This window comes from Gemmatimonadales bacterium, from assembly GCA_019637315.1.
Classification (GTDB): domain Bacteria; phylum Gemmatimonadota; class Gemmatimonadetes; order Gemmatimonadales; family GWC2-71-9; genus SHZU01.
On sequence record JAHBVU010000022.1, the window covers coordinates 25,074 to 51,610 of the forward strand.

Sequence of the window (26,537 nt, forward strand, 5' to 3'; positions counted from 1 at the left end):
GCCGCGCTCACGCCTCTTTGACCTGGCGCCGCTGCTCCGTAATGATGAGAGGTTGCTTCTGCTCGTTGATACACTCGGGCGTAATGACCACCTCGCGCACGTCGTCCCGGTTGGGGAGTTCGTACATGGTATCGGTCATCACCGTTTCGAGGATGGCTCGGAGCCCGCGAGCGCCGGTGCCACGTTTGAGCGCCTTTCGGGCCACGGCACGAAGCGCCTCGTGATCGAACGTCAGGCCGACGTTTTCGAGGTCGAAGAGTTTCTGATACTGCTTGGTGATCGAGTTCTTGGGTTCGAGCAGGATGCGCACCAGCGCTTCTTCGTTGAGCGATTCGAGCGAGACGATGACGGGCAGGCGCCCGACCAGTTCCGGAATCAGGCCAAAGCGGAGCAGGTCATCCGGCTCGGCCAGCGCGAAGGGATTCTGCTTGTCGATCGCCTGCGGGTGCCCGTCGTCGGTTTCCACGGTGCCGAAGCCGATTTGCTGTTTGCCCAGGCGGCTTTGGAGAATCTTGTCGAGTCCGTCGAACGCGCCGCCGCAGATGAAGAGAATATCCTTGGTGTTGATCTGGATATACTCCTGCTGCGGATGCTTGCGGCCTCCCTGCGGAGGTACCGAGGCGACGGTGCCTTCGAGGATCTTGAGCAGGGCCTGCTGGACCCCTTCGCCCGAGACATCGCGGGTGATGCTCGGATTCTCCGACTTGCGGGCAATCTTGTCGATCTCGTCGATATAGACGATGCCGCGCTCGCACTCGGCCACGTTGAACTCGCCGGCCTGGAGCAGTCGGACCAGAATGTTTTCGACGTCCTCCCCGACGTAGCCTGCTTCGGTCAGGGTCGTTGCATCGGCAATGGTGAAGGGAACGTCGAGGATGCGCGCGAGCGTCTGCGCCAGCAATGTCTTGCCGACGCCGGTTGGTCCAAGCAGCAGGATGTTCGACTTGTCGAGCTCGACCTGGTTGTCCCGGCCCGCCGAGGCGTTGATTCGCTTGTAGTGATTGTAGACGGCAACGGAGAGGGCCCGCTTGGCACGTTCCTGACCGATGACGTACTGGTCGAGAACCGTTTTGATCTCGCTCGGAGTCGGGACGTGCGTGATGTTATCGACGACTTCCCGCTCTTCGTCCTCTGCCAGAATCTCGTTGCAGAGGGTAATGCACTCATTGCAGATGTACACCGACGGGCCCGAAATGAACTTTCGGACCGAATCCTTCGACTTGCCGCAGAACGAGCACCGCAGATGCTTGTCGTTGGACATACCCAAAGTCGGTGACGGTGATGGTTTCGCGAGCGGGGCCGACCTGGCACGCCCCGGTCGTCCTGCGATGTTGCTAAAAGTGCGCCGGACCGCGGTCGAGAGTCAAGGTTTTGTTTCGAGTTGCGTCGGCGGGCTGTTTCGGTAACTGATTGAATACCAACAAGGTACGGTCTGGACCTTGGGCTCCTCAGATTGGTTGCCGGTACCACGTCGTCAGGGGCACAGATGACATCATGGCCTGGAAGGCCCGAGCCACCCGGAGGCGTTCGGGGTCGCGCCGTGCCAGAATCCCGACGGTCCGCCCCGGCTCGGGCGGTCGGAACCGGAGGTAGCGTATCGGGCTGGGTCCGGTGTCGGCGAGCGCTGCCAGCGCCGGGAACACGGCGCACCCCACGCCCGCCCCTACCATGCCTCTCAGGGTCTCGAGGCCGGTGGCGTGGAAGGGAACCACGTCGAGCTCGCCTCGCCCGCAGAGGGCGATGGTTTGGTCGCGCAGGCAGTGGCCGTTCTCCATCAGAATCAGCTCGGTGCGGGCAACGTCGGTCAGGGCCAGCGCCTCCCGCCCGGCCAGGGGATGCCCATCCGGGACGGCCAGCACCAGTTCCTCTTCGAAGAGCGGGAGCTCGACCAGTCCATCCGACTCGATTGGGAAGGACAGGATGGCGCAGTCCAGTTTCCCCTCACGCACCATGGTAACCAGGGCGGCCGTTTGCTCTTCGTGGAAGAACGGCCTGGCCTCGGGGAATGCCTTCCTGACCGGGCCGAGCAGGTGCGGGATCAGGTATGGGCCGAGAGTCGGAATGAAGCCGAGTCGTAGCGGGCCCTCGATCACGGTGGCGCCAGCGGGGATAGTCAGGCCGTCGAGATCTTTGAGCATCCGGTCGAACGTCTCGACCACGACCACGCCGGCTTCGCTGATATCGCAGCGCCGGGAGGTCCGGTGAAAAAGCGTCTTGCCCAGGGCAGACTCGACCCGTCGGACCAGGGCAGACAGCGAGGGCTGAGTTATCCCCGCCTCCCTGGCCGCTCGTCCGAAGTGCCGGTGTCGCGCCAGGAGGGTAATGGCGTACAGGTCCCGGAGGGCGAGATCACGGAGATTGATCGACATGGTCTATGTAATGTAGCCTGGCGATAGTCAATTGTGATGGAAGGTGGCTTGGCTACGCGCATAGAAAAGAGGCGGAACCACCGGGCTCCGCCTCTCTCTGATCCGACCCCCGGAGATAGGCTTATTTGGCGTCCGGGGTCGAGCCGGCGCGGGGTTCGAAAATCTGATCGATAATGCCGTACGCCTTGGCTTCCTCGGCCGACATGTAGCGGTCCCGGTCCGAGTCCCGTTCGATGGCCTCGATTGGCTGACCGGTATGCTTCGCGAACAGCCGGTTCATCGTGTGCCGCGTATGCAGAATCTCGCGGGCGGCAATCTCGATGTCGGCGGCGGTACCCTGCGAGCCACCTGACGGCTGGTGGATCATGATCCGGGCGTGGGGCAGGGCAGCGCGCTTGCCCTTGGTGCCCGTTGCGAGGAGGAAGGCGCCCATCGAGGCTGCCATACCCATGCAGATCGTGTTGACCGGCGCCCGCAGGTGCTGCATCGTGTCGTAGATCGCGATGCCGCTGTGGACGTGGCCGCCCGGCGAGTTGATGTACATGTAGATGTCTTTCTCGGGATTGTCTGCGTCGAGAAAGAGCAGCTGCGCAATGATGATGTTGGCCACGTCATCATTGATTGGCGCGCCGAGAAAGACGATCCGGTCCATCAGCAGGCGCGAGAAAATGTCGTAGCTCCGCTCGCCGCGCGGTGACCGCTCGATGATGTACGGGGGATACAGCATGGTCGTGCTCATGCTCAACCCTTGTCGATGGTGGATTGGCCGATCAGAAAGGCAAAGACTTTGTCTTCCGTGATGCTGCGCTCGAGCTCGCCCAGACGCTTGGCCTTCTCGAGCTGTCCGTAGACTTCGCCGAACGAGACACCCCGCGCGTCGGCCAGCGCCTTGATCCGCTCGTCCATCTCGGTTTCGTTGGCGAACAGATTGTTGGCCTCTGCGATGGCGCCCAGAGCCAGTTCACGCCGGACCTGACGTTCAGCCACCGGGCGGAACTCGCCGTAAAAGCGGTCCTGCTGCTCGTGCGGAATGTTGTACGCGTGCAGGTAGGCGTGCAGGGTGCGTTCAACCATCGAACGCGGCGCTTCGATGTTGTTACGGCTGATGACCTGCTCGATCAGCGCTTCGCGGACGCCCTGGTCGGCTTCGCGCTCGGCGGAGCGTTCGAGGTCGGCCCGCACGCCCGCGGTCAGGGCCGCGACATCGTCGAAGTCGCCGACCGATTTGGCAAACGCGTCGTCGAGTTGCGGGAGTTCCTGGCGCTTGACCTCGTGCACTGTGATATGCACGCTGCGCGCCTGGCCGCGGCGGGATTCATCCGGATGGTCGTCGGGGAAGCGGATCTCGGTCTCGGCCGACTCGCCCGGCTTGAGCTTGAGAATCTGCTCCTCGAGGGCGGGCAGCGCCTGGCCTTGGCCGATGACGATGGTGTAGGGCTGTGCGGGCTTCCGCTCGCCATCCTCGATGGCGGCAACTTCGACCCGAACCATGTTGCCCTCGACTGGGGCAGCATCGTCGACCGGCAGCCAGGCCGCTTTGCTTTCGCGCAGCTGATCGAGCTGCTCGGTGACCATCTCGTCGGTGACCGGCGGCACGGTGCGTTGGACCGAGAGGCCGCTCACCTGATCGACCTTGATCTCGGGCCGGACCTCGACCTGCAACTCGAATTCGACCGCCTGGCCGTCTTCGAACTTCAGGTTGCGAACGCTCGGATCGGCAATCGGCTTGAGGTCTTCCGCGGTTCGGGCCTGCTCCCAGCTCTCGCGGAGCACCTCCTCGACGACGTACTGCTTGATGGCGTCGCCGAACCGCTTCCGGACGACGGCAACCGGAGCCTTGCCCTGGCGGAAGCCGGGAAGCCGGACCTGCCGGCTGTACTGAGCGACAGCCCGGTCTTCGGCGGCTTTGACCCGCTCGACCGGTACCGTGACTTGAAATGCTTTGGAGGCCGCGTCTTCGGCCGTCTTGACGATCGTGATGTCGGACATAGCCCGGAAACATAATGGTACGGGGCCCGGGCCGGGGGGCCACCTCGTGCAGGCTCCTGGCGGCGTGCCGGGAGGGGCGGCTCAGGGGTCGACGGCCTGCCTGGTCATCGCGGGGTTGGGCTGGGTGCTGCTGACCGCTTCGACGACCAGCTTGAGGGTGAACGTCACCGCCGGCGTACCGAGCCCGACCCCCAGGAGCAGCAGATTGGCGGCGAGAATCCGTCCGGTCCAGCGATTGACCAGCTCCCGGTTGCGGGTCAGGAGCACGGCTGCGATCGCGGCGCCGTTGAGCAGCAGGAACGCAAGAGCCGCGAGCCGAAAGACCGTGCTTCCGAATGCCCCGATGCCGTCAGCAAACGCTTCCAAGGGCCACCTCCAAGCGAGGGGATGGTGCTCCGCCGAGTTGTATTTCGTTGCGCGGCGAGTAGGGCCGGCGGATGCGAACGGCGGGAGTTGAACCCGCACCCCGTATGGGACAGGATCCTAAGTCCTGCGCGTCTGCCAGTTTCGCCACGTTCGCGAGATGTGCTATGTAAACAGTACAAGCTTTGGGATGCGTCCGCGAGAGGTTGTTTCGCCCTGCAACCTCAATCCACCTCGAGGGCTGGACTGCCGTCAGGGGCGCCGATGTTTCAGCAGAGCGATGCGGCAGCGTGCGCCCTCGGCATCGACTTCGTCGAGGAGTTCGGAGGCGGGTGCGACTGACCCCGCCCTCGCTGTGGACTCGATGTAGTCGCACATCCCGGCCAGGGCCGTCGCCCCCAGTGTAGCGGCAGCGCCCTTGAGCGCATGGGCCGCGCGTCGGGTTGCGGCGACGTCGCCTGCCTCGACCGTCTGGCGCAGCATGGCGATCCGCGACGGTAGGTCGGCAAGAAACATGTCGATCAGCTCAGTGACGATGTCCGGCTCGTTCTCGCCCTGGAGGGCCCGATAGCCGTCGAGAACGTTCAAGTCGATCGTCGTGCATGTGCCGTGAATCTGCAGAGCCATACCCATCTCGCGCCGGGGTGAGGGAAACGCGCAGTCTCCTCAAGGATCGGCTCGGACTAGAAAAGCTTGAGGGCTGTGTTAGATTCATCGCCCTGTAAGTGGTTGTTCGACTTCGACTTCCAACGTTGGAAATGGTGATGCGCATCACAGCCCGGGGTTCCGTTCGAGCGCTGGTCGTGGCGGCGGTAGTGCTGATAGTGGGGTGCGAGCGGGGGGACCGCCGCCTGAATTCCCTGACTGTCGGTATTTCCAAGGACAGCGCCTCGGCTGTCATGGGCGGGGTCGCCCCGAAGCGCACCGACCCTTATCTCTATCAGGGGCAGTACATCGAGACGATGTTTTACCCCCGGCTTGGCAAGACCAATCCGGAGGATCTCGAGGATCGCCGGATGTCGCCGCTGGTGGTCATCAACGGCACTTTGGTTGGCTGGGGCTGGAACTTCTGGGATTCCGTCGCCTCGGCCAACGGAATTCCGGTTGCCAAGCCGAAATAACTAAGGGTCGCGAAAGGCGAGAGGGCAGCCCGGCGTCGCCGAGCTGCCCTCTTTTGCTGCCCTTTGGGCGGCCTATTTCAGCCGGACCCGAACGATCCGCGTGGTGGGTCGTTCGTCGCCTCTGGCGTACTGCAGCACGTTGAGCGACACCACGGTTCCTGGCGGGTAGGAACGGAGCACCGCGCTCAGTTCCGCTTCGTTGCCGACGGGTTTGTCTTCCACCGCCGTGATGATGTTGATCAGCCCGCCGCTGATCAGCAGGCCATCCGCAGGACCGTACGGATCGACCGACTCGACGACAACGCCCTTGGCCGTAGCGGGAAGCCGCAGCTGCTGAGCCATCTCGCTGGAGAGAGCCGAACCGTTGATGCCGAGCCGCTCGCGCAGCGCGGAAGATGCATCGGTGCCTGGTGCGGCCGCGCCGCCCGCCACCTGGGTTTCGGGAGACGTCGCGTCTTGTCCGATGAGGCGGACGTCAAAGGTACGTCGGGTGCCACCTTTGCGTGCCACTTCGACCTTGACGGATTCGCCCGCCCGCCGGAAGCCCACGAGCTGCTGCAGCTGGGCAACGTACTCGACCCGCTGCCCGTCGACGCCGATCACGATGTCGCCCTGCTGCAATCCTGCGTTCCTCGCGGGCGAGTTGGCCGGGAAATCGTTGATCTTGGCGCCGTAGACGCCGTCGAGACCGGCCCATTCGGCATCCTCGGGCGAGGCGTCGGTGACCTGAACGCCGAGGGCCGCGCGCTCCACTTTGCCCTTGGAGATCAGCTGGTCCATCACCTGCCGGGCCAGGTCGATCGGAATGGCAAAGGCATAGCCTGCGCTGACGCCCGTCGGACTGAAGATCGCGGAGTTGATTCCGATCACCTCGCCTCGGACGTTAAGCAGCGGACCGCCGCTGTTGCCGCGGTTGATTGCCGCATCGGTCTGGATGAAGTCCTGGATCGACCGCTCCGAAAACCCCGGGAGGGGCAGCTGACCGCGGCCCTTGGCGCTGATGATGCCGGAGGTGACGGTGAAGCTCAGGTTCTCCGACAGCGGGTTACCGACAGCCAGCACCCATTCGCCGACCCGGGACCGAGTGCTCGAGCCGAGTTGAACCGGTCGAAGCGTGGTGCCGCGGGCCGCTTCAATCTTGATGACGGCAACGTCGGTGGTTGGGTCGGTCCCGATGACCTTTGCGGGGTACTCGCGACGGTCGAGCATCCGCACCATGACCTGATCGGCGCCGTCGACGACGTGGTTGTTGGTCAGGATGTAGCCGTCTTTCGAAACCACGAATCCGGACCCTGAGCCGGTCTCGACCTGAGGCTCGTTGCGACCGCGGTTCCTGGGTCCGAAGAACTCCTCGAAGCCCTGGGGTACCCGCCGCTGATCGACGACCCGTTCGGTCCGTCGGGAGCGGATGTACACCACACTCGGCCGGACGGTCTCGGCGACATCGGCAAAGGCATCCGAGAGACTGATCAGCGAAGCGGCCGCCGACCCGGTGGGGGCGGTGGCCCGCTCTTCGGTTTGCGGGTTCAACGCCGGAATCACTGCGCCCGTGACTGATTTTCGTTCCTGGGCGAGGCTGGTGGATGGAACATCGAGGAGGCTGGCGAACAGCAGGCCAATCACAAACGCAAAGGCCACCAAGCCACCGAATTTGAGCCAGTTCAACGAGCGTACGGACATAGGCGTTCCACGTCCCTGATAGTGCGCCGACCGAGTTGCTGGGCCGATCGGGGCTGCGGCGCGTCACTCTGGAGAACCCCCGACCCCCTAAGTATATCAAGCAATGGATGCGCCACTAGGGACAGAGGTCGCAGCCTGGGCAGCGGTGATTCGGCGTCGGCGGGCTGTTCGGGGCCCTTCGATGGGGGGGAGCTTCGCTCCAGTCGTCTAGTGGATATGAACGCCCTTCGCACCCGGCTTGGTGCCGTCATCATTCTCGTCGTCGGACTCGTCGTTGGCCTTGGCCAATGGGGAGCGGACGCGAGCTTGTGCTAACGTAGCGAGCCAGTCCCCTCCCCGGTTCTCGGGAGGGGTGAGCAGCCGAAGCGGCCCCTCTCGATGATCCGGAGGGGCCGTTCGCGTTTCCGGGAGCAGCTGCTCTCCGAGGTTCTTTCATGTTGTCCGACCGTATCAAGCGAGGCGCATCCCGGGCGCCGCACCGCAGTCTGCTGCGCGCCACTGGCGCGATCCGGAGCGAGGCGGATTTCGACCGCCCCTTCATCGCGGTCTGTAACTCCTATGTCGAGATCGTCCCGGGGCACACCCACCTCCAGGAGTTCGGCCGGCTGGTCAAAGACGCGATTCGCGCTGCCGGCGGGATTCCGTTCGAGTTCAATACCATCGGGGTCGACGACGGGATCGTGATGGGACACGAGGGCATGCGCTACTCGCTGCCGTCGCGCGAACTGATTGCCGACGCGGTCGAGACCATGGTGGCTGCGCATTGCTTCGACGGCCTGATCTGTCTGCCCAACTGCGACAAGATCGTACCCGGGATGCTGATGGGCGCGGCCCGGGTCGACCTGCCGACCGTATTCGTCTCGGGTGGCCCCATGAAGGCGGGCCGAAGCCGAACCGGTCAGGCCATCGATCTCGTTTCGGTCTTCGAAGGCGTTGGTGCGCATGCCGCCGGGCGGATCGATGATGCGGACTTGCTGGACCTCGAACGCTCCGCCTGCCCTACCTGCGGCAGTTGCAGCGGCATGTTCACTGCCAACTCGATGAACTGCATCGTCGAGGCGCTGGGCCTGGGCTTGTCAGGGAGCGGCACCGCGCTCGCGATCTCCGACGAGCGACGAGCCCTGCTCACGGCCTCGGCGGAGGCGCTGCTGGCGGCCGTGCGTGAAGGACGGCGCTTTCGGGACGTGGTAACGGCGGTGTCGCTCGACAACGCCGTGGCGCTCGATTCCGCCCTTGGCGGTTCGTCGAACACCGTACTGCATCTGCTGGCGCTGGCGCGAGAGGCGGAAGTGCCGTACTCGATTGCTCGCTTCGACGCGGTCGCACGGCGGACGCCCCATCTTGCCAAGCTGGCGCCCGCCTGGGATGGCAATCGGCAGTGGCACATCGAGGACCTTCATCTGGCCGGCGGGGTTGGGGCCGTGCTTGCTGAGCTGTCCCGTTCGCCTGATCTGGTCGATCCAGCCGCCGTGACGGTCGAGGGCGGCCCGCTGCGAGGCCGATTCCGATCCGGCGCCCGCGCCGAGGGTGGGGCGGTTCGCTCGATCGACGACGCCCACTCGCCCACGGGGGGCCTGGAGGTCCTCTTCGGGGATCTCGCGCCGGATGGGGCGGTCATCAAGACCGGTGCGCTGGAGCCGGGATGCCGAGGCTTTACCGGGCCGGCCCGCGTCTTCGAAAGCGAAGAAGAGGCGCTCGATGGGGCGCGCACCGGGGTGATTCAGCCTGGTGACGTTGTGGTGGTGCGTTTCGAAGGCCCCCGGGGCGGCCCCGGAATGCGGGAGATGCTCGCACTGACGAGCTTCCTCAAGGGGTCACCGTTGTCGTCGTCGGTGGCGCTGATTACCGATGGCCGCTTCTCGGGTGGCACTCGGGGCCTCTGTGTCGGCCACGTCAGTCCTGAAGCTGCGGCAGGCGGGCCGATCGGTCGTCTCGTCGACGGCGATCCCATCCGGATCGATCTCGCCGCGGGCCGACTCGATGTCGACGGCGGTGAGGATCGGCTGGCGGCGCGGACGCTGGCCCGCTCGAACCGGGCCATGCCGCAGCGCGGCTGGCTGGCGCGCTATGCGGCCCTGGTCGGCAGCGCGAGCGACGGCGCCGTACTGGGGCTTGAGGCCATACCCCTGCGCCTGGAGGATGCGTGCCTGGCGACACGGTAACCGGCGCTGAGCTGCTGTGTCGGGCGCTCCGTGCGCACGGGGTCGAGACCGTCTTCGGAATTCCCGGGGGCGCGATCATGCCGTTCTACCACGCCCTCGGTGCGCCTGAAACCGGGGTTCGCCACGTCCTCTGTCGGCACGAGCAGGGGGCTGGGCACGCGGCGCAGGGATACGCCCGAGCCAGCGGCCGGATCGGCGTCTGCGTAGCGACCAGCGGGCCGGGCGCTACTAATCTGGTGACCCCGATTGCCGACGCCTGGATGGACGGAACGCCGCTCCTGGCGATTACCGGCCAGGTCGCCAGCCACCTGCTTGGTACGGATGCGTTTCAGGAAATTGACATCATCGGCATCACGCTTCCCATCGTCAAGCACAGTCGGCTGGTATGCTCGGCCGACGACATCGAGGAGGCCGTGGCGGAGGCGATCCGGATTGCCACAGAGGGGCGACCGGGGCCGGTGCTGCTCGACATTACCAAAGATGCGCAACAGGGCCGCGCGCTCCCGACGCCTTCCCGACGGGTCACGCATATGGCCGCGGCCGAGCAGGTTCGGGCGCCGCTGCCGCTCGCCCGGCAGCTCGACGCCGCACTGGCTCTTCTGGTCGAGGCCAGGCGGCCGCTGATCCTTGCCGGTCATGGGGTGATTCAGTCAGGGGCTGCGGACCAGCTCCGGATGCTGGCGGAGCGGATGGACCTGCCAGTTGCCACGACCCTGCTTGGGCTCGGCGCAATTCCGCAAGGGCATCGTCTCTCGATCGGCTTGGCGGGCATGCACGGTTCCGTGGCGGTCAACCGCGCGCTACAGGCCTGCGACGTTCTCTTTTCCGTCGGTGCGCGCTTCGATGATCGGGTTACCGGACCCGCTGCCCGGTTTGCGCCGCGGGCCACGGTCGTGCATCTCGACATCGAGCCATCGCAGCTCAGCAAGACGATTCCGGCTGCTGTCGAGCTGATTGGTGATGCACGCGCCGTCCTCGAGGTGATGATGAGGCAGGCGCCGATCCGGCAGGGCGCTGACTGGCTGCGGGAGATCGAGGAGACGGCTGCCAGGCGCGGGCGGCAATCGGATGACGGTCTGGGGGGGTGCGGCACCCTGCCGCCTCGCGACGTCTACCGGGCGCTGGAGAGGGCATGGCGCGGCAACGGCCCCGTGCTGGTGGTTTCTGATGTTGGTCAGCACCAAATGTGGGCGGCGCAGTGGCTCTCGTGGGATGCGCCGGGTGCGCATGTGACCAGCGGTGGTGCGGGTACTATGGGATTCGCGGTACCGGCTGCCCTCGGCGCTGCCATTGCTCGGCCGGAGGCCACGGTCTGGGCCATCGTCGGTGATGGTGGATTCCAGATGACGAATCAGGAGCTGGCGACAGTGGTACAAGAGGGTGTTCGCAATCTTCGTATCGCCGTCATCAACAACGGGTACCTGGGCATGGTGCGGCAGTGGCAGCAGCTCTTCCACGACCGCCGCTACTCCGGCACGCCCCTCTCCGGTCCTGATTTTCCCGCCCTGGCCCGTTCCTACGGACTCCAGGCCGTTGCTGTCGAGCACACCGATGATCTGGCGGCAGTGCTCGACCGCGTCAGCCGCGCGCCTGACGCGGTACTGATCGACTTCCGGGTCGAGCGCGAAGCCAACGTCTTCCCGATGGTTCCTCCCGGGGCGGCCATCGATGCCATGATCGCGACCGCGACGGAGGCGGTGCAATGAGATCCCTGTCCAAACGGACCTACTTGGTCAGCGTAGGTGGCGGGCTGCTCGGGCTCGAGCGCGTCATCGGTCTGTTGCGGCGCCGTCGGGTTGCCGTCGATGCGCTGGCTGTTCACCCGGCTGAGCGGCTCGAGCGCAGTCGTCTCATGCTCACGATTACCAGTGCCAATCACGATCAGGTCCGGCGCCAGCTGGCTCGGCTGATCGACGTCCATTCTCAAACGGATATCGAGGAGACCATCCATGACGAAGCCGCGTGAAGTATCGGCGCCAACCCTGTTCTATGATCGTGATGCCGATCTGGCTCGCCTGCGTGGTCGGCGGGTCGCCGTGATCGGCTTTGGAAGCCAGGGCCATGCCCATGCCCAGAATCTGGCCGACAGTGGTGTCGAGGTCGTCGTCGGATTGCGGCCGGGATCGCCACGCTGGGACCTGGCCCGGTCCGCCGGGCTCGAGGTGGCTACCACCGCCGACGCGACGCGATCCGCGTCGATCATCATGGTACTCGTGCCTGATCCTGATCAGCGGGCGCTCTATGAACGGGAAATCGAGCCCCACCTTCGCCCCGGACAGACGCTGATGTTTGCGCACGGCTTCAGCATTCGGTTCGGCGAGATCCAGATTCCGGAGGGCGTCGATGTCAGCCTGGTCGCCCCGAAGTGTCCCGGGCATCGGCTCCGCGAGCTGTTCGTCAGCGACGAGGGCGTTCCGGCGCTGGTGGCGGTGGAGGCCGATGCCTCGGGTCGCGCGCTCGACGACGCGCTGGCCTATGCCAAGGCCATCGGGTGCACCCGAGCGGGCGTGCTACTGACAACCTTTGCCGAGGAAGCGGAGACGGATCTGTTTGGTGAGCAGGCGGTGCTGTGCGGCGGCGTCACGGCGCTGGTCCAGGCCGGCTTCGACACGCTGGTGGAGGCTGGTTACCAGCCGGAGGTCGCGTACTTCGAGTGCCTCCACGAGCTCAAGCTCATCGTCGACCTGATGTACCGGGGCGGCCTGGGCCTGATGCGGTACTCCGTCTCGGATACGGCGGAGTATGGCGACTACGTGGCAGGCCCGCGGATCGTCGACGAGCGCACTCGCGAAACGATGCGTGCGATTCTGGCCGAAGTGCAGAGCGGGCAGTTCAGCCGCGAGTGGCTGGCCGAGCACCGGTCAGGCCGGGCTCGGTTGCTGGCGGAACGGCGGCGTCAGGGTGACCATCAGATCGAAGCTGTCGGTGCGCGGCTGCGTCAGATGATGCGTTTCCTGGCCGCGAATCCGACCGCCCAGTCAGCTGGCGCGGTGGCCTGACGCCGCCGGCGGCGGACTCGCGGCAGGGAATCAGGCTCAGTCGGCCTTGTCGAGTCGGACGGTCGTTGTCTCCGGGATGAATCGAGTTGCGGCCAGTCCGACGCCGATGGCGACGGCCATATAGGCCGAGATTGCGAGGGAGGTACCGGTAAGCTCGAACAGCGCCACCGAGATCATCGGAACGAAGGCGCCACCCACCAGGGAGCCGAACTGATATGCCAGGGAGGTGCCGGTGTATCGAATCCTGGTGGGGAACAGCTCGGACAGCAGAGCGGCGATCGGTGCGTATGAGGCCGCGACAGGTACCGCCAGCACTGCGAGTCCCAGGCCCATCAGGACCGGTTCGCGGGTATCGAGCAGCCAGAACAACGGAAACGCCCATAGCAGGCCGCCCACCAGACCCCAGATGCAGACACGGCGGCGTCCCCAGCGGTCAGACCATGCCGCAAACAGCAGGCAGGTTGCGAACCAGACGCTGGCGGCAATCAGCACCAGAGTAATCATAGTGCTGCGCGGCATGCCCAGCTTGCTGACGCCGTACGACAACACATAGGCGATCAGGACATACCCCATCATGGTGTTGCTGGAGAGCACCAGTCCGCCTGTCACCACCTGACGCCAGTGACTTCGGATCGTCTCGACCAGGGGGAGTCGCTCGCGCGGCGGGGCTTTGGCGCGCGCCTCGAGGAACACTGGTGTCTCCTCGAGGCGGAATCGAATCACCAGCCCGATGATCACGAGCAGCGCGCTGAGCAGGAACGGGATGCGCCAACCCCAGCGAAGAAACTCTGCTTCGGGCACCCATGCCACGGCGGCGAGAAACGCGAGGTTGGCAAGGATCAGACCCGCCGGAACGCCGATCTGCACGAAGCCGCCATAGAACCCGCGCCGATGGGGCGGGGCGTACTCGACCACCATCAGGACCGCGCCACCCCACTCGCCGCCTACGCCGATGCCTTGCATGACGCGGAGCAGGACGAGGAGGATGGGCGCCCAGATACCGATCTGAGCGTAGGTCGGAAGCAGGCCGATCAGGACTGTGGCGACACCCATGGTGACCAGGCACACGACCAGCATCTGCTTGCGCCCGATCCGGTCGCCATAGTGCCCGATGATGATGCCGCCGAGTGGTCGGGCCAGGAAGCCGACCGCGAAGGTCGAGAACGATGCCAGGGTGCCGGCGAACTCGGAAACGTTCGGGAAGAAGAGCGGGCCGAACGCAAGCGCTGCCGCCGATGCATAGATGAAGAAGTCGTACCACTCGAAGGTGGTGCCGATAAAACTTGCTGCGACGACGTGTCGCGCCTGACGGGCGCGATCGGCTGCCGCCGTGGAGTCGGATAGCATGGGATCCCGGGTCGGGGAGACCCACTAAGATCACCCGCCGGCCGCCTTCGTCAATCGGAGCGGAGGGGGCCTAGCATTGCACGCAGCGTCTTGAGCCCGCGGCTGATCTGGTTCTCGACCGTTTTGGCGCTCAGGTCCAGACGCGAGGCGATCTCCGCGTAGCTGAGTCCGTCGCGCCAGCGGAGCAGCATGATCTCCCGACGCCGCTCCGGCAGCTGATCGAGAGCCTGCATCAGCTGGGTACCACGATCCGGATTGGGGGAATCGCTCACGCTTCCAGCGATCCGTTCGACCTCGGCGCGTTCCCTTTCCATGACCTCTCGTTCGAGCCAGCGATACTCGAGCCGCAGCCGCTTTTGGCGGTCGAGGGCACGATTGCGGACGGCTCTGGCCAGATAGCCGCCCAGATGGTCGCGAATCTCGATGGTTTCGCGATCGCGCCAAAGTCGAAAGAACACGTCCTGGACCACCTCGGCCGCCGTATCGGGGCACCCGACCACACGGTGGGCCACCGCGCGCAGGCGGGTGTCGTGGCTTCGCACGATCTCGTCGAAGGCGGTCCGGTCAGAGTCCTGTAAACGCTGTAACAAGCTGTCCTCACTCACCTGGTTGCTGTTGCGGGCATGGCGGCGTCAGTCAGAAGCGCCGCAACCGCTGCGCCGATGGCCTCGGTTCCGTACGGTGTGGTCGATGCGTCCGCCAGGTCGGCAGGCAGGAGCCCTGCGCTCCAGGCCTGTTCGACGACCTGCTCGACCGCGTCTGCCTCCGTACCCAGCGACAGCCCCTGTCGGAGCAGCATGGCGGCGGACAGAATGGCGCCGTACGGGTTGGCGAGATCACGGCCGGCAATCGTGGGAGCGGAGCCGTGGATGGGCTCGAATAGCCCAGGCGTTCCCGGCGCACCGAGCGACGCGGACGGCAGCAGCCCGATCGATCCGGCCAGCATGGCGGCCTCGTCGGTCAGGATGTCGCCGAACAGGTTCTCGGTGAGGATGACGTCGAACGCCCCCGGATTGCGAATCAGGTGCATGGCGCAGGCATCGACAAGCACATGCTCGACCGTCAGGTCCGCAAACTCCTCGGCCATGACGCGGGTCACAGTTTCTCGCCACAGCCTGGAGGTTTCGAGCACGTTGGCCTTGTCCACCGACGCGAGCCGTCCGCGGCGACCTCGGGCAAGCTGACCGGCCCGGCGGGCCACCCGCTCGATCTCGGCTGTGGAGTAGCGGCAGACGTCGATGGCCTCTTCGCCACCCTCGCCGGGGCCGCGCGACTTGTCGCCGAAGTACATCCCACCGGTCAGTTCGCGCACAACGACGAGGTCGACGCCGCGGACCACCTCAGGCCGCAGGGTCGATCGATCGGCCAGGCAGTCCGGGACACGCACCGGCCGCAGGTTTGCGTAGACGCCCAGCCCCTTTCTGAGTGCCAGCAAGCCCTGCTCCGGCCGGACGGTCGCCTCAGCCCCATCCCATTGAGGTCCGCCAACTGCGCCGAGCAGGACGGCGCTGGCTGACCGGCAGGCGTGGAGCGTCGAGTCGGGGAGGGCGGATCCCGTTGCATCGATGGCTGCCCCACCGATTGGTGCGCTCTCGAACTGGAAGCGGTGGCCGAACAGGTCCGCGACGGCGGTCAGGATTCGAACGGCCTGAGCCGTCACTTCGGGACCGATGCCGTCGCCGGGAAGGGTTACGATGTTCGCGTTCATCCGTGCTGTTCCTCGAATGCCTGGATGGCGCCTGCCTGCTGCAGCAGGTAGCCAAGTTCGTCGACGCCTTCGATCAGGCAGAATCGGGCGAAGGGATCGATCGGAAATGAGGTCGACCAGGTGCCGATCCGAAGCTGCCGAGCTGGCAGGTCGACAGTCAGACCGATTTCCGGTACCTGTTCGAGCGTCCGGACCAGGGCGGTCCAGCTGTCGCTGTCCACCGCAATCGGGAGGAGGCCGTTCTTGAGAGCGTTCGAGCGGAAGATGTCGCCGAACGACGGGGCGACGATGGCGCGGATGCCGAAATCGACGAGCGCCCAGGCTGCATGCTCACGTGACGAGCCGCAGCCGAAGTTGCGTCCCGCCACCAGGATTGGTCGGCCCGCCGCACCAGGGTCATTCAGGGGAAAGTCGGGTTTCGGAGTCCCGTCAGCCTGGTTCCGCCAGTCGGCAAACAGGTGCGCGCCGAGTCCTTCGCGTGTGGTCGCCTTAAGGTAGCGCGCGGGAATGATCTGGTCCGTGTCGACATCATCCGCGGCCAGCAGAGTGGCCTGGCCGGTCCACGGGGCAGCCCAGTGGGTCATGCGGGCCTCCCGTCGATGAGGGTGCGCGGATCGGTCACCCGCCCGGTGACGGCGGCGGCCGCTGCGGTGGCAGGGCTGGCGAGGAAGGTCCGGCTGCCACGGCCCTGACGGCCCTCGAAGTTTCGGTTGCTGGTGCTGACGGCGTACTGCCCGGGCTCCAGCATGTCGCCGTTCATGGCGATGCACATCGAGCAGCCGGGCTCCCGCCACTCGGCGCCGGCGCCGAGGAAGGTGTGATGGAGCCCTTCGGCCTCTGCGGCACGTTTTACTTCCTGCGAACCTGGTACGACCAGCATCCGAACGCCGTCGGCAACCGAGCGCCCGCGCACCAGGCGGGCGGCATCGCGCAGGTCGTCGAGACGCGAGTTGGTGCAGCTGCCGACGAAAACGACATCGACCGGATGGCCGATCAGCGGTCGGCCTGGCTCGAGAGCCATGTAGCGGAGCGCCTGGGACACTGCCTGCCGGTCGGCCTGATTCGGCAGTTGCGCGGGCTCGGGAATCGGCCGGTCGATCGGCATGGCCATGGCCGGCGTCGTGCCGTATGTGATCATGGGGGCAAGACGGCTCGCCTCGAGCGTCACCGACCGGTCCCAGCGCGCACCCTCGTCGCTGGGCAGATCGCGCCACCGCGTCAGCGCGGCTTCCCAGGCGGCGCCTTGGGGCGCTTCCGGTCGTCCGCTCAGGTACTCGAAGGTGACATCATCCGGGGCGACGAGCCCCGCACGGGCGCCGGCTTCGATCGACATGTTACAGAGCGTCAGCCGCTGGTCGATCGTCAGGGCCTCGACGGCCCGACCCCGGTACTCGAAGACGTGGCCGGCGCCACCGGCGACGCCGACCTGGGCAATCACGGCAAGGATCACGTCTTTCGCGGACACCCCGTTCGGGAGGGTGCCGTCGATACGGACCTCCATGAAACGCGGCTTGCGCTGGAGCAGGCACTGGGTGGCCAGCACGTGTGACACTTCAGAGGTGCCGATGCCGAACGCGAGCGCACCAAGGGCGCCGTGCGTACTGGTGTGACTGTCGCCGCAGACGATGGTCATGCCCGGCTGCGTCAGGCCAAGCTCGGGGCCAATGACGTGAACGATGCCCTGATAGTCGTGGCCCTGTCCGTAGAGCCGGATGCCATACTCGCGGCAGTTGGCGCTGAGGCGGTCGAGCTGTGCGCGGGCAGCGGCGTCGGTAATCGGGAGCCTGCCCTCGTGGGTTCCGGGCAGGGTCGGGATCGAGTGGTCCGCGGTGGCGATGGTGCGGTCGGGGCGTCGGACGTGCAAGCCGCGGGCGGCCAGCGCGGCAAACGCCTGGGGCGAGGTGACTTCGTGGATCAAGTGCAGATCCGCATACAGCACGGCCGGCGTGTCGCTCTGCTCCGGGCTGACGACATGCTCGTCCCAGATCTTCTCGACCAGGGTACGGGGCCTCTTCGAAGACGGCTTAGCGCCCATGGGTGGCCACCTCCCCGGCAGGCTCGATGCTGGCGGCAGCAAGCAGGTCGCGCAGGTCGCGGTCCGAGACGGTGCGCTTGGTGTCGGCGACCGCCTTGAAGCGGGGAAAGACCCCGTCGAGCGTCTGTTCGTCGAGGACGATTCCCAGGCGTTCGAGCCTCGCCCTGAGGGCGTGGCGGCCCGAGTGCTTACCAAGTACGATCGACTCACGGTCGAACCCAACGCTTTCGCGTGTCATGATTTCATAGGTTGCCCGGTGGCGGAGCACGCCGGCCTGGTGAATCCCTGACTGGTGCGCAAAAGCGTTCCGCCCGACGACTGCCTTGTTGGGCGGCACCTGAATCCGGGTGCGTCGTTCGACCAGTCGTGAGGCCCGGACCAGTTCGCGCGCCTCGATTCTGGTGTCGAGGCGGAGACGATCCTGCCGCGTTCGCAGGGCCATGACGACCTCCTCGAGCGCGGCATTGCCGGCCCGCTCTCCGATGCCGTTGATGGTACACTCGGCTTGTCGTGCCCCGGCTCGGATGCCGGCGATGGTGTTGGCCACCGCGAGCCCCAAGTCATCGTGACAATGCACTGAGACCGTGATGCCCGCCGAGGCGTAGCGCGCCACCACGGCACCGATCAGGTTGCCGTACTCGTCTGGTGTCGCGTACCCGACGGTGTCAGGGATGTTGAGGATCGTTGCTCCTGCGGTGACCGCACAGTCGAGCACGGCGAACATGAACTCCCGGTCGGATCGGGTGGCATCCTCGGGTGAGAACTGGACCTCCGGCACCTGATTGCGGGCGTAGCGCACAATCGAGGCGACTCGTTCGAGTGCGGCGGATCGGGTTATGCGGAGCTTGTGCTCGAGATGGATGTCGGAGGTTGCCAGGAAGGTGTGGATTCTCGGCCGAGCCGCGGGATGCAGGGCCGAGGCTGCGCGGTCGACATCGGATTCCATGGCGCGGGCCATACCGCACACGGTCGGCCCCTCGGACCCGAAAGAACTCGCGATCGTCCTGATGGCCTGCCACTCCGCCTCGGAGGCGGCCGGGAAGCCGGCTTCGACGATGTCCACACCCAAGCGAGCCAGTTGGCGCGCAACAGCGATCTTGGACTCGGGCTGCAGGGTGCAACCCGGTGCCTGTTCGCCATCGCGCAGCGTGGTATCGAAGATCTGGACGACCGGGACCGGAGGCTCAGTCGACATGATCGTCTCCCGCGCCGTCGGCCTGCCAATGGTACGGAGCTGACCCCGGGTCCGAGCGCATCGCACCGTCCCGCTCCAGGCGTCCGCGGACAGCCTCGGCAAACCGATCGACGGCCGCGGTCGCGGCGTTAGGCGCGAAGGTCGCCGTCAGGCGGGCGGGGCGGCCCGGCGTGAGGGTCAGGTGCTCGAGTCGAAGCGGGCTCTCGCCAAGGAAATCGGCGGTCCGCCGGAGGGCGGCGGGCAACTCTTCCACGAGCAGATTGACGGTGTAGCGCATGACCCTTTTCAGCCTCACGACGCGAGCAATGAAAAAAGGCCCCTTCCATCGGAAGGAGCCTCGCGTCGTGTTGCGTTGCCCCTGTCCGGATCATCTCGGAGGGGCAGGGGTTTGATGGTGCGCTAAACCCGGCCCGTCCCGATAACGACGAGAAGAATGACCGCAAGGAGAAGCCCTGCGGCCAGTCCGACGACGCTAATAAGTCGGGGGGAGCGAGTAAGCGTGTTCACCATATCAGTATACTAGACGATCGAACCGGCCGGCTACCCCCACTCGCTCCCTGCCGGCGGTCTCGGGCGGTCGCGCTGGGGTCGGTTGGGGCCCCGACGGAGCCCGGCAGTGGGGCTGTCGTCACACGGAGAGCGGGGAGATCTTCTACTGTGCCGCGTGGCCGATTGTGGCTCCGGGGCGACGCTCCCAAACCAAGGACCCGCTATGTCTGCCGGATGCACCCTGTCCCGCTGGTCGGATATTCCCCTCGAGAAGGTGACCGATCAGATCGACCGCAAGCTGATTACCGGTGATCGGATCATGCTGGCGCAAGTATTCCTCAAGCAGGGCAGCGTCGTGCCCAAGCATCAGCACGAGAACGAGCAGTTCACCTACATCGTGAGCGGAGCCCTGCGCTTCTTCCTGGGCGAGGACGGCGCCGAAACGGTCGTCGTCGGCGCCGGAGAGGTCCTCCACATCCCGTCGATGGTCTGGCATCGCGCCGAGGCGCTGGAAGACACCCTCGACATGGACATCTTCTCGCCGCCTCGGCAGGACTGGCTCAACCACACCGACAGCTACTTCCACGCCGAGTCTGGGAAGCGCTGAATGGCCAGGATGTTCTGGCTCCTCGCTCTGACGCTGATGGTACCTCCCCTCGCGGCTCAGACCACAGCCTCGGGGCGCTGGTACCGTGGCAACACCCACGCGCATACCCTCAACACCGATGGCGACAGTCCACCGGATGCGGTGGTGCGCTGGTACCGGGAACACGGCTACCACTTCACCTTCATAACCGACCACGAGTTCATCACCGACGTGGCGCCGCTCGAGGCGCTCTTCGGTGCAGCCGAACGCTTTCTTGTCATCTCGGGGCAGGAAATAACCCAGCGGGTGGCCGACTCGACCCATCCGGACAAGTGGCGCCAGGCGCACGTCAATGCGTTGGGGACGACGCACGTCATCCGCCCCCTGGGTGAGCGAAACATTGCCGTTGGCAGCACGGTTGCGGCCACCTACCGACACCACCTGCACGCGATACAGGAGGCGGGCGGCGTGGCCCAGATCAACCATCCGAACTTTCGATGGTCCGTTCCCCTCGGCGAGATGCTTGGCCTGCCCGACTCGACCTTGCTGGAGATCTGGAACGGCCATCCCCTGGTCCATAACCTGGGCGGGAGTGATGGGTCGGGGCGGGCGATGCCGTCGGTGGAGGCACTCTGGGACTCGCTGCTGACGCGCGGCATGCGGATCTGGGGCGTGGCCGACGACGACAGTCACAGCTTCCGGCCGGAACATGCCGAAAATGCCGACCTGGCGCGCCCGGGGCGCGGGTGGGTCATGGTCCGCGCCGACACCTTGACGGTACCGGCCATTCTGCGTGCCTTGCGTCGCGGTGACTTCTACAGCTCGACGGGCGTGACGCTGCGCGACTATCAGGTTGCGGGAGACGAGATTCGCATCGAGGTGCTGCAGGCGGCCGATCGCCGTTACCGGACCGAGTTCATCGGCTCCGAAGGCCGGCTCCTTGCTGCGGTCGACGGTTTGACCGCGGCGTATCGGATCGGCGGCGGTGAGGGATACGTTCGCGCGCGGGTGACCGATTCGAGCGGCCGCCGCGCCTGGACGCAGCCGGTTCGGCTCCGGCACTGAGGGTCACGAGGCTTGGGGCTGCTCCGGGTCGCGCCCTCTGAGAGGCGGGGCCTGCACACCGGAAGGTCCGCTTGGCGGAGCGGGAAGGTGAAGCCATCTTCCGGCCATGAGCTCTCCTCCTCCGGACAGGGTCGATGTTCCGAGTCTCGGGTCAGCAACGGACGGTCGTGATCCGTTGGGCTACCAGTTGCGCCGGGCCCAGGTTGTGGGCGGCACGCTCGCCGACGTCTTTGCGTTCTTCAAGGATCCCGCCAATCTCGAGCGGCTGACGCCTCCCTGGCTTGCCTTTCGCGTGCTCGACAGTTCGACGCCAACAGTGCAGCGCGACACGAGGATCCGGTACCGTCTCCGCCTGCATGGTGTGCCGCTCCGATGGGAATCCCGCATCACAGAGTTCGAGGAGAATCAGCTCTTTGCCGACGAGCAACTCGTCGGGCCGTACCGCCGGTGGTACCACCGGCATCTGTTCCGCTCGGTGCCTGGCGGCGTCCATGTGGAAGACATCGTCGATTACCGGCTGCCATTCGGGCCGCTCGGTCGGATGGTTCACGCGCTTGCGGTCGCCCGACAGCTGCGCGCGATATTCGACTATCGCGCCGTGGTGATGCGTGAGTTGTTCCCGCCCGAGTCCGCCGAGGGATAGCAGACGCAGGGGCGTGTCTACCAGCCGTGTCGCGTCACCGTCCTGGTGATGTGCGCGAGGTGGTGTCGCCCGTGCCAGGCATACGAACCAAGCGCACGGGTCAGGTCCGTGGGGCCTGAATCCGGGTGAATGAATCGCCGGTGCCAATCCGCCTCTGACATCGACCGCAGCAGCGCGGTCCAGCGGGCGTGGATCGCTTCCAGCAGCGCGAGGCTCCCGGCAATCGGCTCCCAGGCATCGGGCAGTTCTGCCCAGCTGGCCTCATCATAGGGCTTGATGATCGGTTCGTTCTCCGTCAGCGCCAGTTTGAACCGGACATAACTGTTGACGTGACTGTCGGGGACGTGGTGGACGACCTGGCGCAGAGTCCAGCCCCCGGGTCGATAGGGTGTGTCGAGTTGTCCGTCGTCGAGGCGCTCGACCGCTTGGCGCATGGCAGCCGGAAGCGCAGCCACTTCGTCGATCCAGGCGGCGCGCTCCTGGCTGGAGGCTTGGCCAGGGTAGTCGAAGCGGCCGATGGGATAGCGCGGGTCGTTCAAGGGTTTCCTGCCTTTCAGCCGCGGCAATCAGCGGCGTCATCATCACGAGCCTGGTACTGATCGGGTGAATCACCGCACGAGCAACGTCGGACGGGACGGCGGCTGCCAGCCCGAACGGAGAATCTAGGGACTCGCCTGATGGTTGGCGAACCCATGGAAACCGAACAGGCCTTCCGCCGTCGGGCGAAAGGCCTGTCGCTACCTGCGAAAGGAGCGGTTACTCCTTCTTGGTATTGTCGTCCACGATCTCGTAGTCCGCCTCGACCACGTCTTCCTGGCCGGGTGCCGCACCCGGCTGCTGCGCCTGATCGCCGGCCGTCTCGGTGGTCTGACTGGCGCTCTGATAGAGCGATGCACCTGCCGCAGCGTAGGCGCTGTTGAGTGCGTCCAGCGCCGTCTTGATGCCAGCGGCGTCGCCGGTCTTGAGCGCGGCCTTGCCGGCCTCGAGGCTCTGGTCGAGCGAACTCTTGACCTCGGGGCTCAGGCGATCGACCCATTCCTTCGAATCCTTCTCGACTTTGTAGACCAGGCCGTCGAGCTGGTTCCGGGATTCGATGGCTTCGCGCCGCTCCTTGTCGGCGGCAGCGTTGGCCTCCGCCATCTTGACCATCTTGTCGATTTCGGCGTCGCTCAGGCCACTCGACGCCTCGATCCGGATCTTCTGCTCTTTGCCGGTCGTCTTGTCCTTGGCCGAGACGTTGAGAATGCCGTTGGCGTCGATGTCGAAGGTGACTTCGATCTGCGGCATGCCGCGCGGTGCCGGCGGAATACCCGTCAGCTGGAACTTGCCGATGGTGCGGTTGTCGCTCGCCATCTGCCGCTCGCCCTGCAGCACGTGGATCTCGACTGTCGTCTGGGTATCTTCGGCCGTCGAGAACACCTCCGACTTCTTGGTCGGAATCGTGGTGTTGCGCGGAATCAGAACCGTGGTGACGCCGCCCAGCGTTTCGATGCCCAGCGAGAGCGGGGTCACGTCGAGGAGCAGAACGTCCTTGACCTCTCCGCCCAGCACGCCACCCTGGATTGCCGCACCGATACCGACGACCTCGTCGGGGTTGACGGAGCGGTTGGGCTCCTTGCCGAAGAAGTCTTTGACGATCTGCTGGATCTTGGGAATCCGAGTCGAGCCGCCGACGAGGAGCACCTCGTCGATGTCCTTTGGGTCGAGTCCGGCATCTTTGAGGGCCTGCTGCATCGGCGGAATGGTCCGCTGAATCAAGCTGTCCACCAACTGCTCGAACTTGGCCCGGGTCAGGCTCATGTTGAGATGTTTGGGGCCCGACTGATCTGCCGTGATGAAGGGCAGGTTGATGTCGGTCTGCTGGGTGCTCGACAACTCCATCTTGGCCTTCTCCGCCGCTTCTTTGAGCCGCTGGAGCGCCATGGCGTCCTTGGAGAGGTCGATGCCCTGATCCTTCTTGAACTCGGTGACGAGCCAATCGATCAGCACCTGGTCGAAGTCGTCGCCGCCAAGGTGGGTGTCGCCGTTGGTGCTTTTGACTTCGAAGACGCCGTCGGCCAACTCGAGGATGGAGATGTCGTAGGTGCCGCCGCCCAGGTCAAAGACGGCAACCTTCTCGTCTTTCTTCTTCTCGGTACCATACGCGAGGGCCGCCGCCGTCGGCTCGTTGATGATGCGGAGCACTTCGAGGCCCGCGATCTTGCCGGCGTCTTTCGTCGCCTGCCGCTGCGCGTCGTTGAAGTAGGCCGGCACCGTAATCACGGCCTTGTCGACCGAGTGACCCAGATAATCCTCGGCCGTCTGCTTCATCTTCTGAAGGATCATGGCCGAGATTTCGGGCGGGGTGTAGGTCTTGCCCGCGATCTCGACGGCAGCCAATCCGTTGGCCCCCGGGCTGATCTTGTAGGGAACTCGCTTCGATTCCGCCTCGACCTCCGCAATCCGGCGACCCATGAACCGCTTGATCGAGAAGATGGTCTGCTTGGGGTTGGTGACGGCCTGCCGCTTTGCCACCTGGCCGACCAGCCGTTCCCCGTCCTTCGTGAAGGCAACGACTGACGGTGTGGTACGCCCACCCTCGGCGTTGGGGATGACGACCGGATCGCCGCCTTCCAGGACGGAGACGACTGAGTTGGTCGTGCCGAGGTCGATGCCAATGATTTTTGAGGCCATTCTCGTTCTCTTTCAAAGGGTCAAAGGAGTCATCGGACTCCGGCTCAACCGGTCCGACTACGCTCATGGGCAATCATCGTACCTGCCAAATGCGCCAAAATGGCAGGTTTGAGCGTCAGGGGAAGTCAGCCTGCGGTACGGTCCAAATAAATGACAGGAGACGAAGGGGTTCACGACCGGGCCTGTGGCATTATTCTCAAGGTTTCCGGCTGCGTTTCGCGCCGAATGTTCCTGCTCATCGTCTGAGAGAATCGCAATGACACTGGTACGCTCTGGTCTCACGGCCGCGGCGGCGCTGTTGCTGGTCATGCCCGCTGAACAGCAGCCGCAGTACGACGTCATCCTTCGCGGGGGTCTGATCATCGATGGGACCGGGGCGTCCCGTTTCACCGGAGATGTGGCGGTGCAGGGGGGCCGGATCGTCCGGGTCGGGCGGATCGGCTCGGCTCGCGGTGTGACCGAACTGGATGTGCGTGGCCTGGTGGTGGCTCCGGGATTCGTCAACGTTCACAGCCATGCGCAGCCATCGGCCCTCCCGACGGCCGTCAACATGCTGACTCAGGGGGTCACGACCGAGCTGATCAATGCCGACGGTGGAGGGCCGACCAATCTGGACGTTCAGTTCGCGGCGATCGAACCGAACGGGCTTGCGGTCAACGTCGCGGCCAGCATCGGCTTCAATTCGATCTGGCGCGAGGTGGTCGGTCTGTCGGACCGGCGGCCCGGCAGTGCGGAAATCGAGGCAATGCGTGGTCTCGTGGCTGCGAATCTGGCCCGAGGCGCATTCGGGGTCTCGTCCGGCCTCGACTACAAGCCGGCTTACTATGCCACCACCGATGAAGTGGTGGCCGTGCTGGAGCCGGCGCGGCAGTGGCGCACCTTCTTCCCGAACCATGACCGGGTCATTCCGGAGACGGGTTTCAGCGCGCGTGCCGGCGTCGAGGAGACCCGGGACATCGGCTTCCGGGCCGGCATCGTACCGACCTTCACCCACATGAAGGTGCAGGGTCATGAGCAGGGCAGCGGTGACATCGTGCTCGGCATGATGAATCGATCATCGGCCGAAGGGCGCTGGATCGCGGCCGATGTCTATCCGTACCTGTCGGGCCAGACCGGGCTCGGTGCGCTGATCATTCCGGGATGGGCGGCCGATGGCGGTACCGATTCGATGCGGGCCCGATTCCGGGACCCCGCGCTGCGCGCCAGGATCATCGCCGAGTCGAACGAGGCGATCAAAGCGCGGTTCAATGGCCCGGAGACGATTTTGGTGCTGGGCACCCGCAAGCTGTCCGATATCATGCAGGAGCGCGGTATTGCGACACCCGGCGAAGCGGTCGTGACGATCCTGGAGACCGAAATGCCCTGGGCCATTCTGGGCTTCGGGGTCGAATCGGATCTGGTCAAGCTGCTGCAGTATCACTCGATGGCCGTGGCCTGCGATTGCGGAGCCAGCACGAGCGACCGGGGGCACCCGCGCGGCTACGGCACCTATCCTCGGGTGTTGGGTCGCTATGTCCGTGAGCAGCGCGTCATGACGTGGGAAGATGCCATTCGCAAGATGAGCGGTTTTCCCGCTGCACTGATGGGCCTCGTCGACCGGGGTCTGATCGCTCCCGGCATGGCGGCGGACATCGTGGTGTTCGATTCCGCCACGGTCATCGACCATGCCACCTTCGAGCAGCCCACCTTGTTGTCCGATGGAATCCGCCATGTGCTGGTGAACGGGGTTGTCGCGCTTCGTGACGGGAAAGCCACGGGGGATAAGGGAGGCCGAATCCTGCGGCGGACCGGTGCGATGCCCAGCCGCCCGCTGGACCTCGACCTGGCCATGCGGGTGGAGGCGACCGGAACCTTGACCGACCTCGACGGATCCGGGTCCGGGCGGGTGGCCATTGCGCTCCGCCAAGCGCGCGGCAGTCAACGCGCCACCGGGACCTTCCGGGTCACGATGCCCGATGGGGCGCCGTACCAGGCGTCGCTGCTTGGTGCGCTGCAGACGATCAACGGTTGGGCCTCGATTACCGGGGTGGTGCGCAAGCAGGGAGAAACGGCCGAACGAGCCTTTACGCTCGTGGTGGACGGGGCAGATCCGTTTGCCGATGGCAGATCGACC

Annotated in this window: 25 protein-coding genes and 1 tRNA gene; 9 read left to right on the plus strand and 17 right to left on the minus strand. The window is 65.4% G+C overall.

Features of this window, described 5'->3' with window-relative positions; genetic code table 11:
- Nucleotides 1-7 precede the first annotated feature (7 nt).
- From clpX to KF785_15680, 7 genes are all read right to left on the minus strand, one after another.
- Nucleotides 8-1,261: an ATP-dependent Clp protease ATP-binding subunit ClpX gene (gene clpX / locus KF785_15650; protein MBX3148198.1), complete on the minus strand. Its 1,254-nt coding sequence runs from the start codon at nt 1,259-1,261 to the stop codon at nt 8-10.
- A gap of 187 nt (nt 1,262-1,448) precedes the next feature.
- Nucleotides 1,449-2,369, minus strand: coding sequence for a LysR family transcriptional regulator (locus KF785_15655; protein ID MBX3148199.1), 921 nt, complete (start codon nt 2,367-2,369; stop codon nt 1,449-1,451).
- A gap of 121 nt (nt 2,370-2,490) precedes the next feature.
- Complete coding sequence (locus KF785_15660; GenBank protein MBX3148200.1) at nt 2,491-3,096, minus strand: ATP-dependent Clp protease proteolytic subunit; 606 nt, start codon at nt 3,094-3,096, stop codon at nt 2,491-2,493.
- 14 nt (nt 3,097-3,110) lie between these two features.
- Nucleotides 3,111-4,358 carry a trigger factor gene (tig, locus tag KF785_15665; GenBank protein ID MBX3148201.1) on the minus strand — a complete coding sequence of 416 codons (1,248 nt, stop codon included), beginning with the start codon at nt 4,356-4,358 and terminating at the stop codon, nt 3,111-3,113.
- A gap of 81 nt (nt 4,359-4,439) precedes the next feature.
- A complete protein-coding gene (locus tag KF785_15670) occupies nt 4,440-4,724 on the minus strand; it encodes a hypothetical protein (protein ID MBX3148202.1) in 285 nt (94 codons plus the stop codon).
- Between the two features lie 72 nt (nt 4,725-4,796).
- A tRNA-Leu gene (locus tag KF785_15675) sits at nt 4,797-4,878 on the minus strand.
- Nucleotides 4,879-4,973: 95 nt separating this feature from the next.
- A complete protein-coding gene (locus KF785_15680) occupies nt 4,974-5,348 on the minus strand; it encodes an Hpt domain-containing protein (protein ID MBX3148203.1) in 375 nt (124 codons plus the stop codon).
- A 137-nt stretch (nt 5,349-5,485) separates the two neighbouring features.
- Between KF785_15680 and KF785_15685 the strand changes: the two genes are divergently transcribed.
- Complete coding sequence (locus KF785_15685) at nt 5,486-5,842, plus strand: hypothetical protein (protein MBX3148204.1); 357 nt, start codon at nt 5,486-5,488, stop codon at nt 5,840-5,842.
- Between the two features lie 72 nt (nt 5,843-5,914).
- On the opposite strand, the gene KF785_15690 is transcribed toward KF785_15685, so the two are convergent.
- On the minus strand, nt 5,915-7,522 hold the full coding sequence (locus KF785_15690; GenBank protein MBX3148205.1) for a trypsin-like peptidase domain-containing protein: 1,608 nt from the start codon (nt 7,520-7,522) through the stop codon (nt 5,915-5,917).
- 434 nt (nt 7,523-7,956) lie between these two features.
- Between KF785_15690 and ilvD the strand changes: the two genes are divergently transcribed.
- Genes ilvD through ilvC form a run of 4 tightly spaced genes read left to right on the plus strand, consistent with a single transcriptional unit; the run spans nt 7,957 to nt 12,683 of the window.
- Nucleotides 7,957-9,684, plus strand: a complete 1,728-nt coding sequence (gene ilvD, locus KF785_15695; protein MBX3148206.1) for a dihydroxy-acid dehydratase — start codon at nt 7,957-7,959, stop codon at nt 9,682-9,684.
- Entirely contained in the window at nt 9,666-11,390 is a 1,725-nt protein-coding gene (gene ilvB, locus KF785_15700; GenBank protein ID MBX3148207.1) for a biosynthetic-type acetolactate synthase large subunit, read from the plus strand. The genes ilvD and ilvB overlap by 19 nt, the downstream gene beginning before the upstream one ends.
- Complete coding sequence (locus KF785_15705) at nt 11,387-11,650, plus strand: hypothetical protein (GenBank protein ID MBX3148208.1); 264 nt, start codon at nt 11,387-11,389, stop codon at nt 11,648-11,650. Before ilvB ends, KF785_15705 begins: the two co-directional genes overlap by 4 nt.
- Nucleotides 11,634-12,683 carry a ketol-acid reductoisomerase gene (gene ilvC / locus KF785_15710; protein MBX3148209.1) on the plus strand — a complete coding sequence of 350 codons (1,050 nt, stop codon included), beginning with the start codon at nt 11,634-11,636 and terminating at the stop codon, nt 12,681-12,683. The genes KF785_15705 and ilvC overlap by 17 nt, the downstream gene beginning before the upstream one ends.
- A gap of 36 nt (nt 12,684-12,719) precedes the next feature.
- Here the strand turns inward: ilvC and KF785_15715 are convergent, their stop codons facing one another.
- The 7 genes from KF785_15715 to KF785_15745 are packed head-to-tail and all read right to left on the minus strand — an operon-like array spanning nt 12,720 to nt 19,245.
- Entirely contained in the window at nt 12,720-14,030 is a 1,311-nt protein-coding gene (locus KF785_15715) for an MHS family MFS transporter (protein ID MBX3148210.1), read from the minus strand.
- Nucleotides 14,031-14,080: 50 nt separating this feature from the next.
- Nucleotides 14,081-14,620 carry a sigma-70 family RNA polymerase sigma factor gene (locus KF785_15720; GenBank protein MBX3148211.1) on the minus strand — a complete coding sequence of 180 codons (540 nt, stop codon included), beginning with the start codon at nt 14,618-14,620 and terminating at the stop codon, nt 14,081-14,083.
- An 11-nt stretch (nt 14,621-14,631) separates the two neighbouring features.
- Complete coding sequence (leuB, locus tag KF785_15725) at nt 14,632-15,738, minus strand: 3-isopropylmalate dehydrogenase (GenBank protein ID MBX3148212.1); 1,107 nt, start codon at nt 15,736-15,738, stop codon at nt 14,632-14,634.
- Entirely contained in the window at nt 15,735-16,322 is a 588-nt protein-coding gene (leuD, locus tag KF785_15730; protein MBX3148213.1) for a 3-isopropylmalate dehydratase small subunit, read from the minus strand. The genes leuB and leuD overlap by 4 nt, the downstream gene beginning before the upstream one ends.
- Nucleotides 16,319-17,773 carry a 3-isopropylmalate dehydratase large subunit gene (gene leuC / locus KF785_15735; protein ID MBX3148214.1) on the minus strand — a complete coding sequence of 485 codons (1,455 nt, stop codon included), beginning with the start codon at nt 17,771-17,773 and terminating at the stop codon, nt 16,319-16,321. Before leuC ends, leuD begins: the two co-directional genes overlap by 4 nt.
- Nucleotides 17,763-18,968, minus strand: a complete 1,206-nt coding sequence (locus tag KF785_15740; GenBank protein MBX3148215.1) for a 2-isopropylmalate synthase — start codon at nt 18,966-18,968, stop codon at nt 17,763-17,765. Before KF785_15740 ends, leuC begins: the two co-directional genes overlap by 11 nt.
- Nucleotides 18,958-19,245 (minus strand): hypothetical protein, encoded by a 288-nt coding sequence (locus tag KF785_15745; protein MBX3148216.1) that lies wholly within the window; start codon nt 19,243-19,245, stop codon nt 18,958-18,960. Before KF785_15745 ends, KF785_15740 begins: the two co-directional genes overlap by 11 nt.
- Before the next feature lie 435 nt (nt 19,246-19,680).
- On the opposite strand from KF785_15745, the gene KF785_15750 reads away from it, so the two are divergent.
- From KF785_15750 to KF785_15760, 3 genes are all read left to right on the plus strand, one after another.
- Nucleotides 19,681-20,064, plus strand: a complete 384-nt coding sequence (locus KF785_15750; protein ID MBX3148217.1) for a cupin domain-containing protein — start codon at nt 19,681-19,683, stop codon at nt 20,062-20,064.
- Nucleotides 20,065-21,108 (plus strand): CehA/McbA family metallohydrolase, encoded by a 1,044-nt coding sequence (locus KF785_15755; GenBank protein MBX3148218.1) that lies wholly within the window; start codon nt 20,065-20,067, stop codon nt 21,106-21,108. It begins immediately after the preceding gene.
- 106 nt (nt 21,109-21,214) lie between these two features.
- Nucleotides 21,215-21,751, plus strand: coding sequence for an SRPBCC family protein (locus KF785_15760; GenBank protein ID MBX3148219.1), 537 nt, complete (start codon nt 21,215-21,217; stop codon nt 21,749-21,751).
- A 17-nt stretch (nt 21,752-21,768) separates the two neighbouring features.
- On the opposite strand, the gene bstA is transcribed toward KF785_15760, so the two are convergent.
- Together bstA and dnaK are read right to left on the minus strand one after the other, a co-directional pair.
- On the minus strand, nt 21,769-22,290 hold the full coding sequence (bstA, locus tag KF785_15765) for a bacillithiol transferase BstA (GenBank protein ID MBX3148220.1): 522 nt from the start codon (nt 22,288-22,290) through the stop codon (nt 21,769-21,771).
- Nucleotides 22,291-22,507: 217 nt separating this feature from the next.
- Nucleotides 22,508-24,424 carry a molecular chaperone DnaK gene (dnaK, locus tag KF785_15770; protein ID MBX3148221.1) on the minus strand — a complete coding sequence of 639 codons (1,917 nt, stop codon included), beginning with the start codon at nt 24,422-24,424 and terminating at the stop codon, nt 22,508-22,510.
- A 256-nt stretch (nt 24,425-24,680) separates the two neighbouring features.
- Between dnaK and KF785_15775 the strand changes: the two genes are divergently transcribed.
- A partial coding sequence (locus tag KF785_15775; protein ID MBX3148222.1) for an amidohydrolase family protein occupies nt 24,681-26,537 on the plus strand: 1,857 nt, incomplete at its 3' end.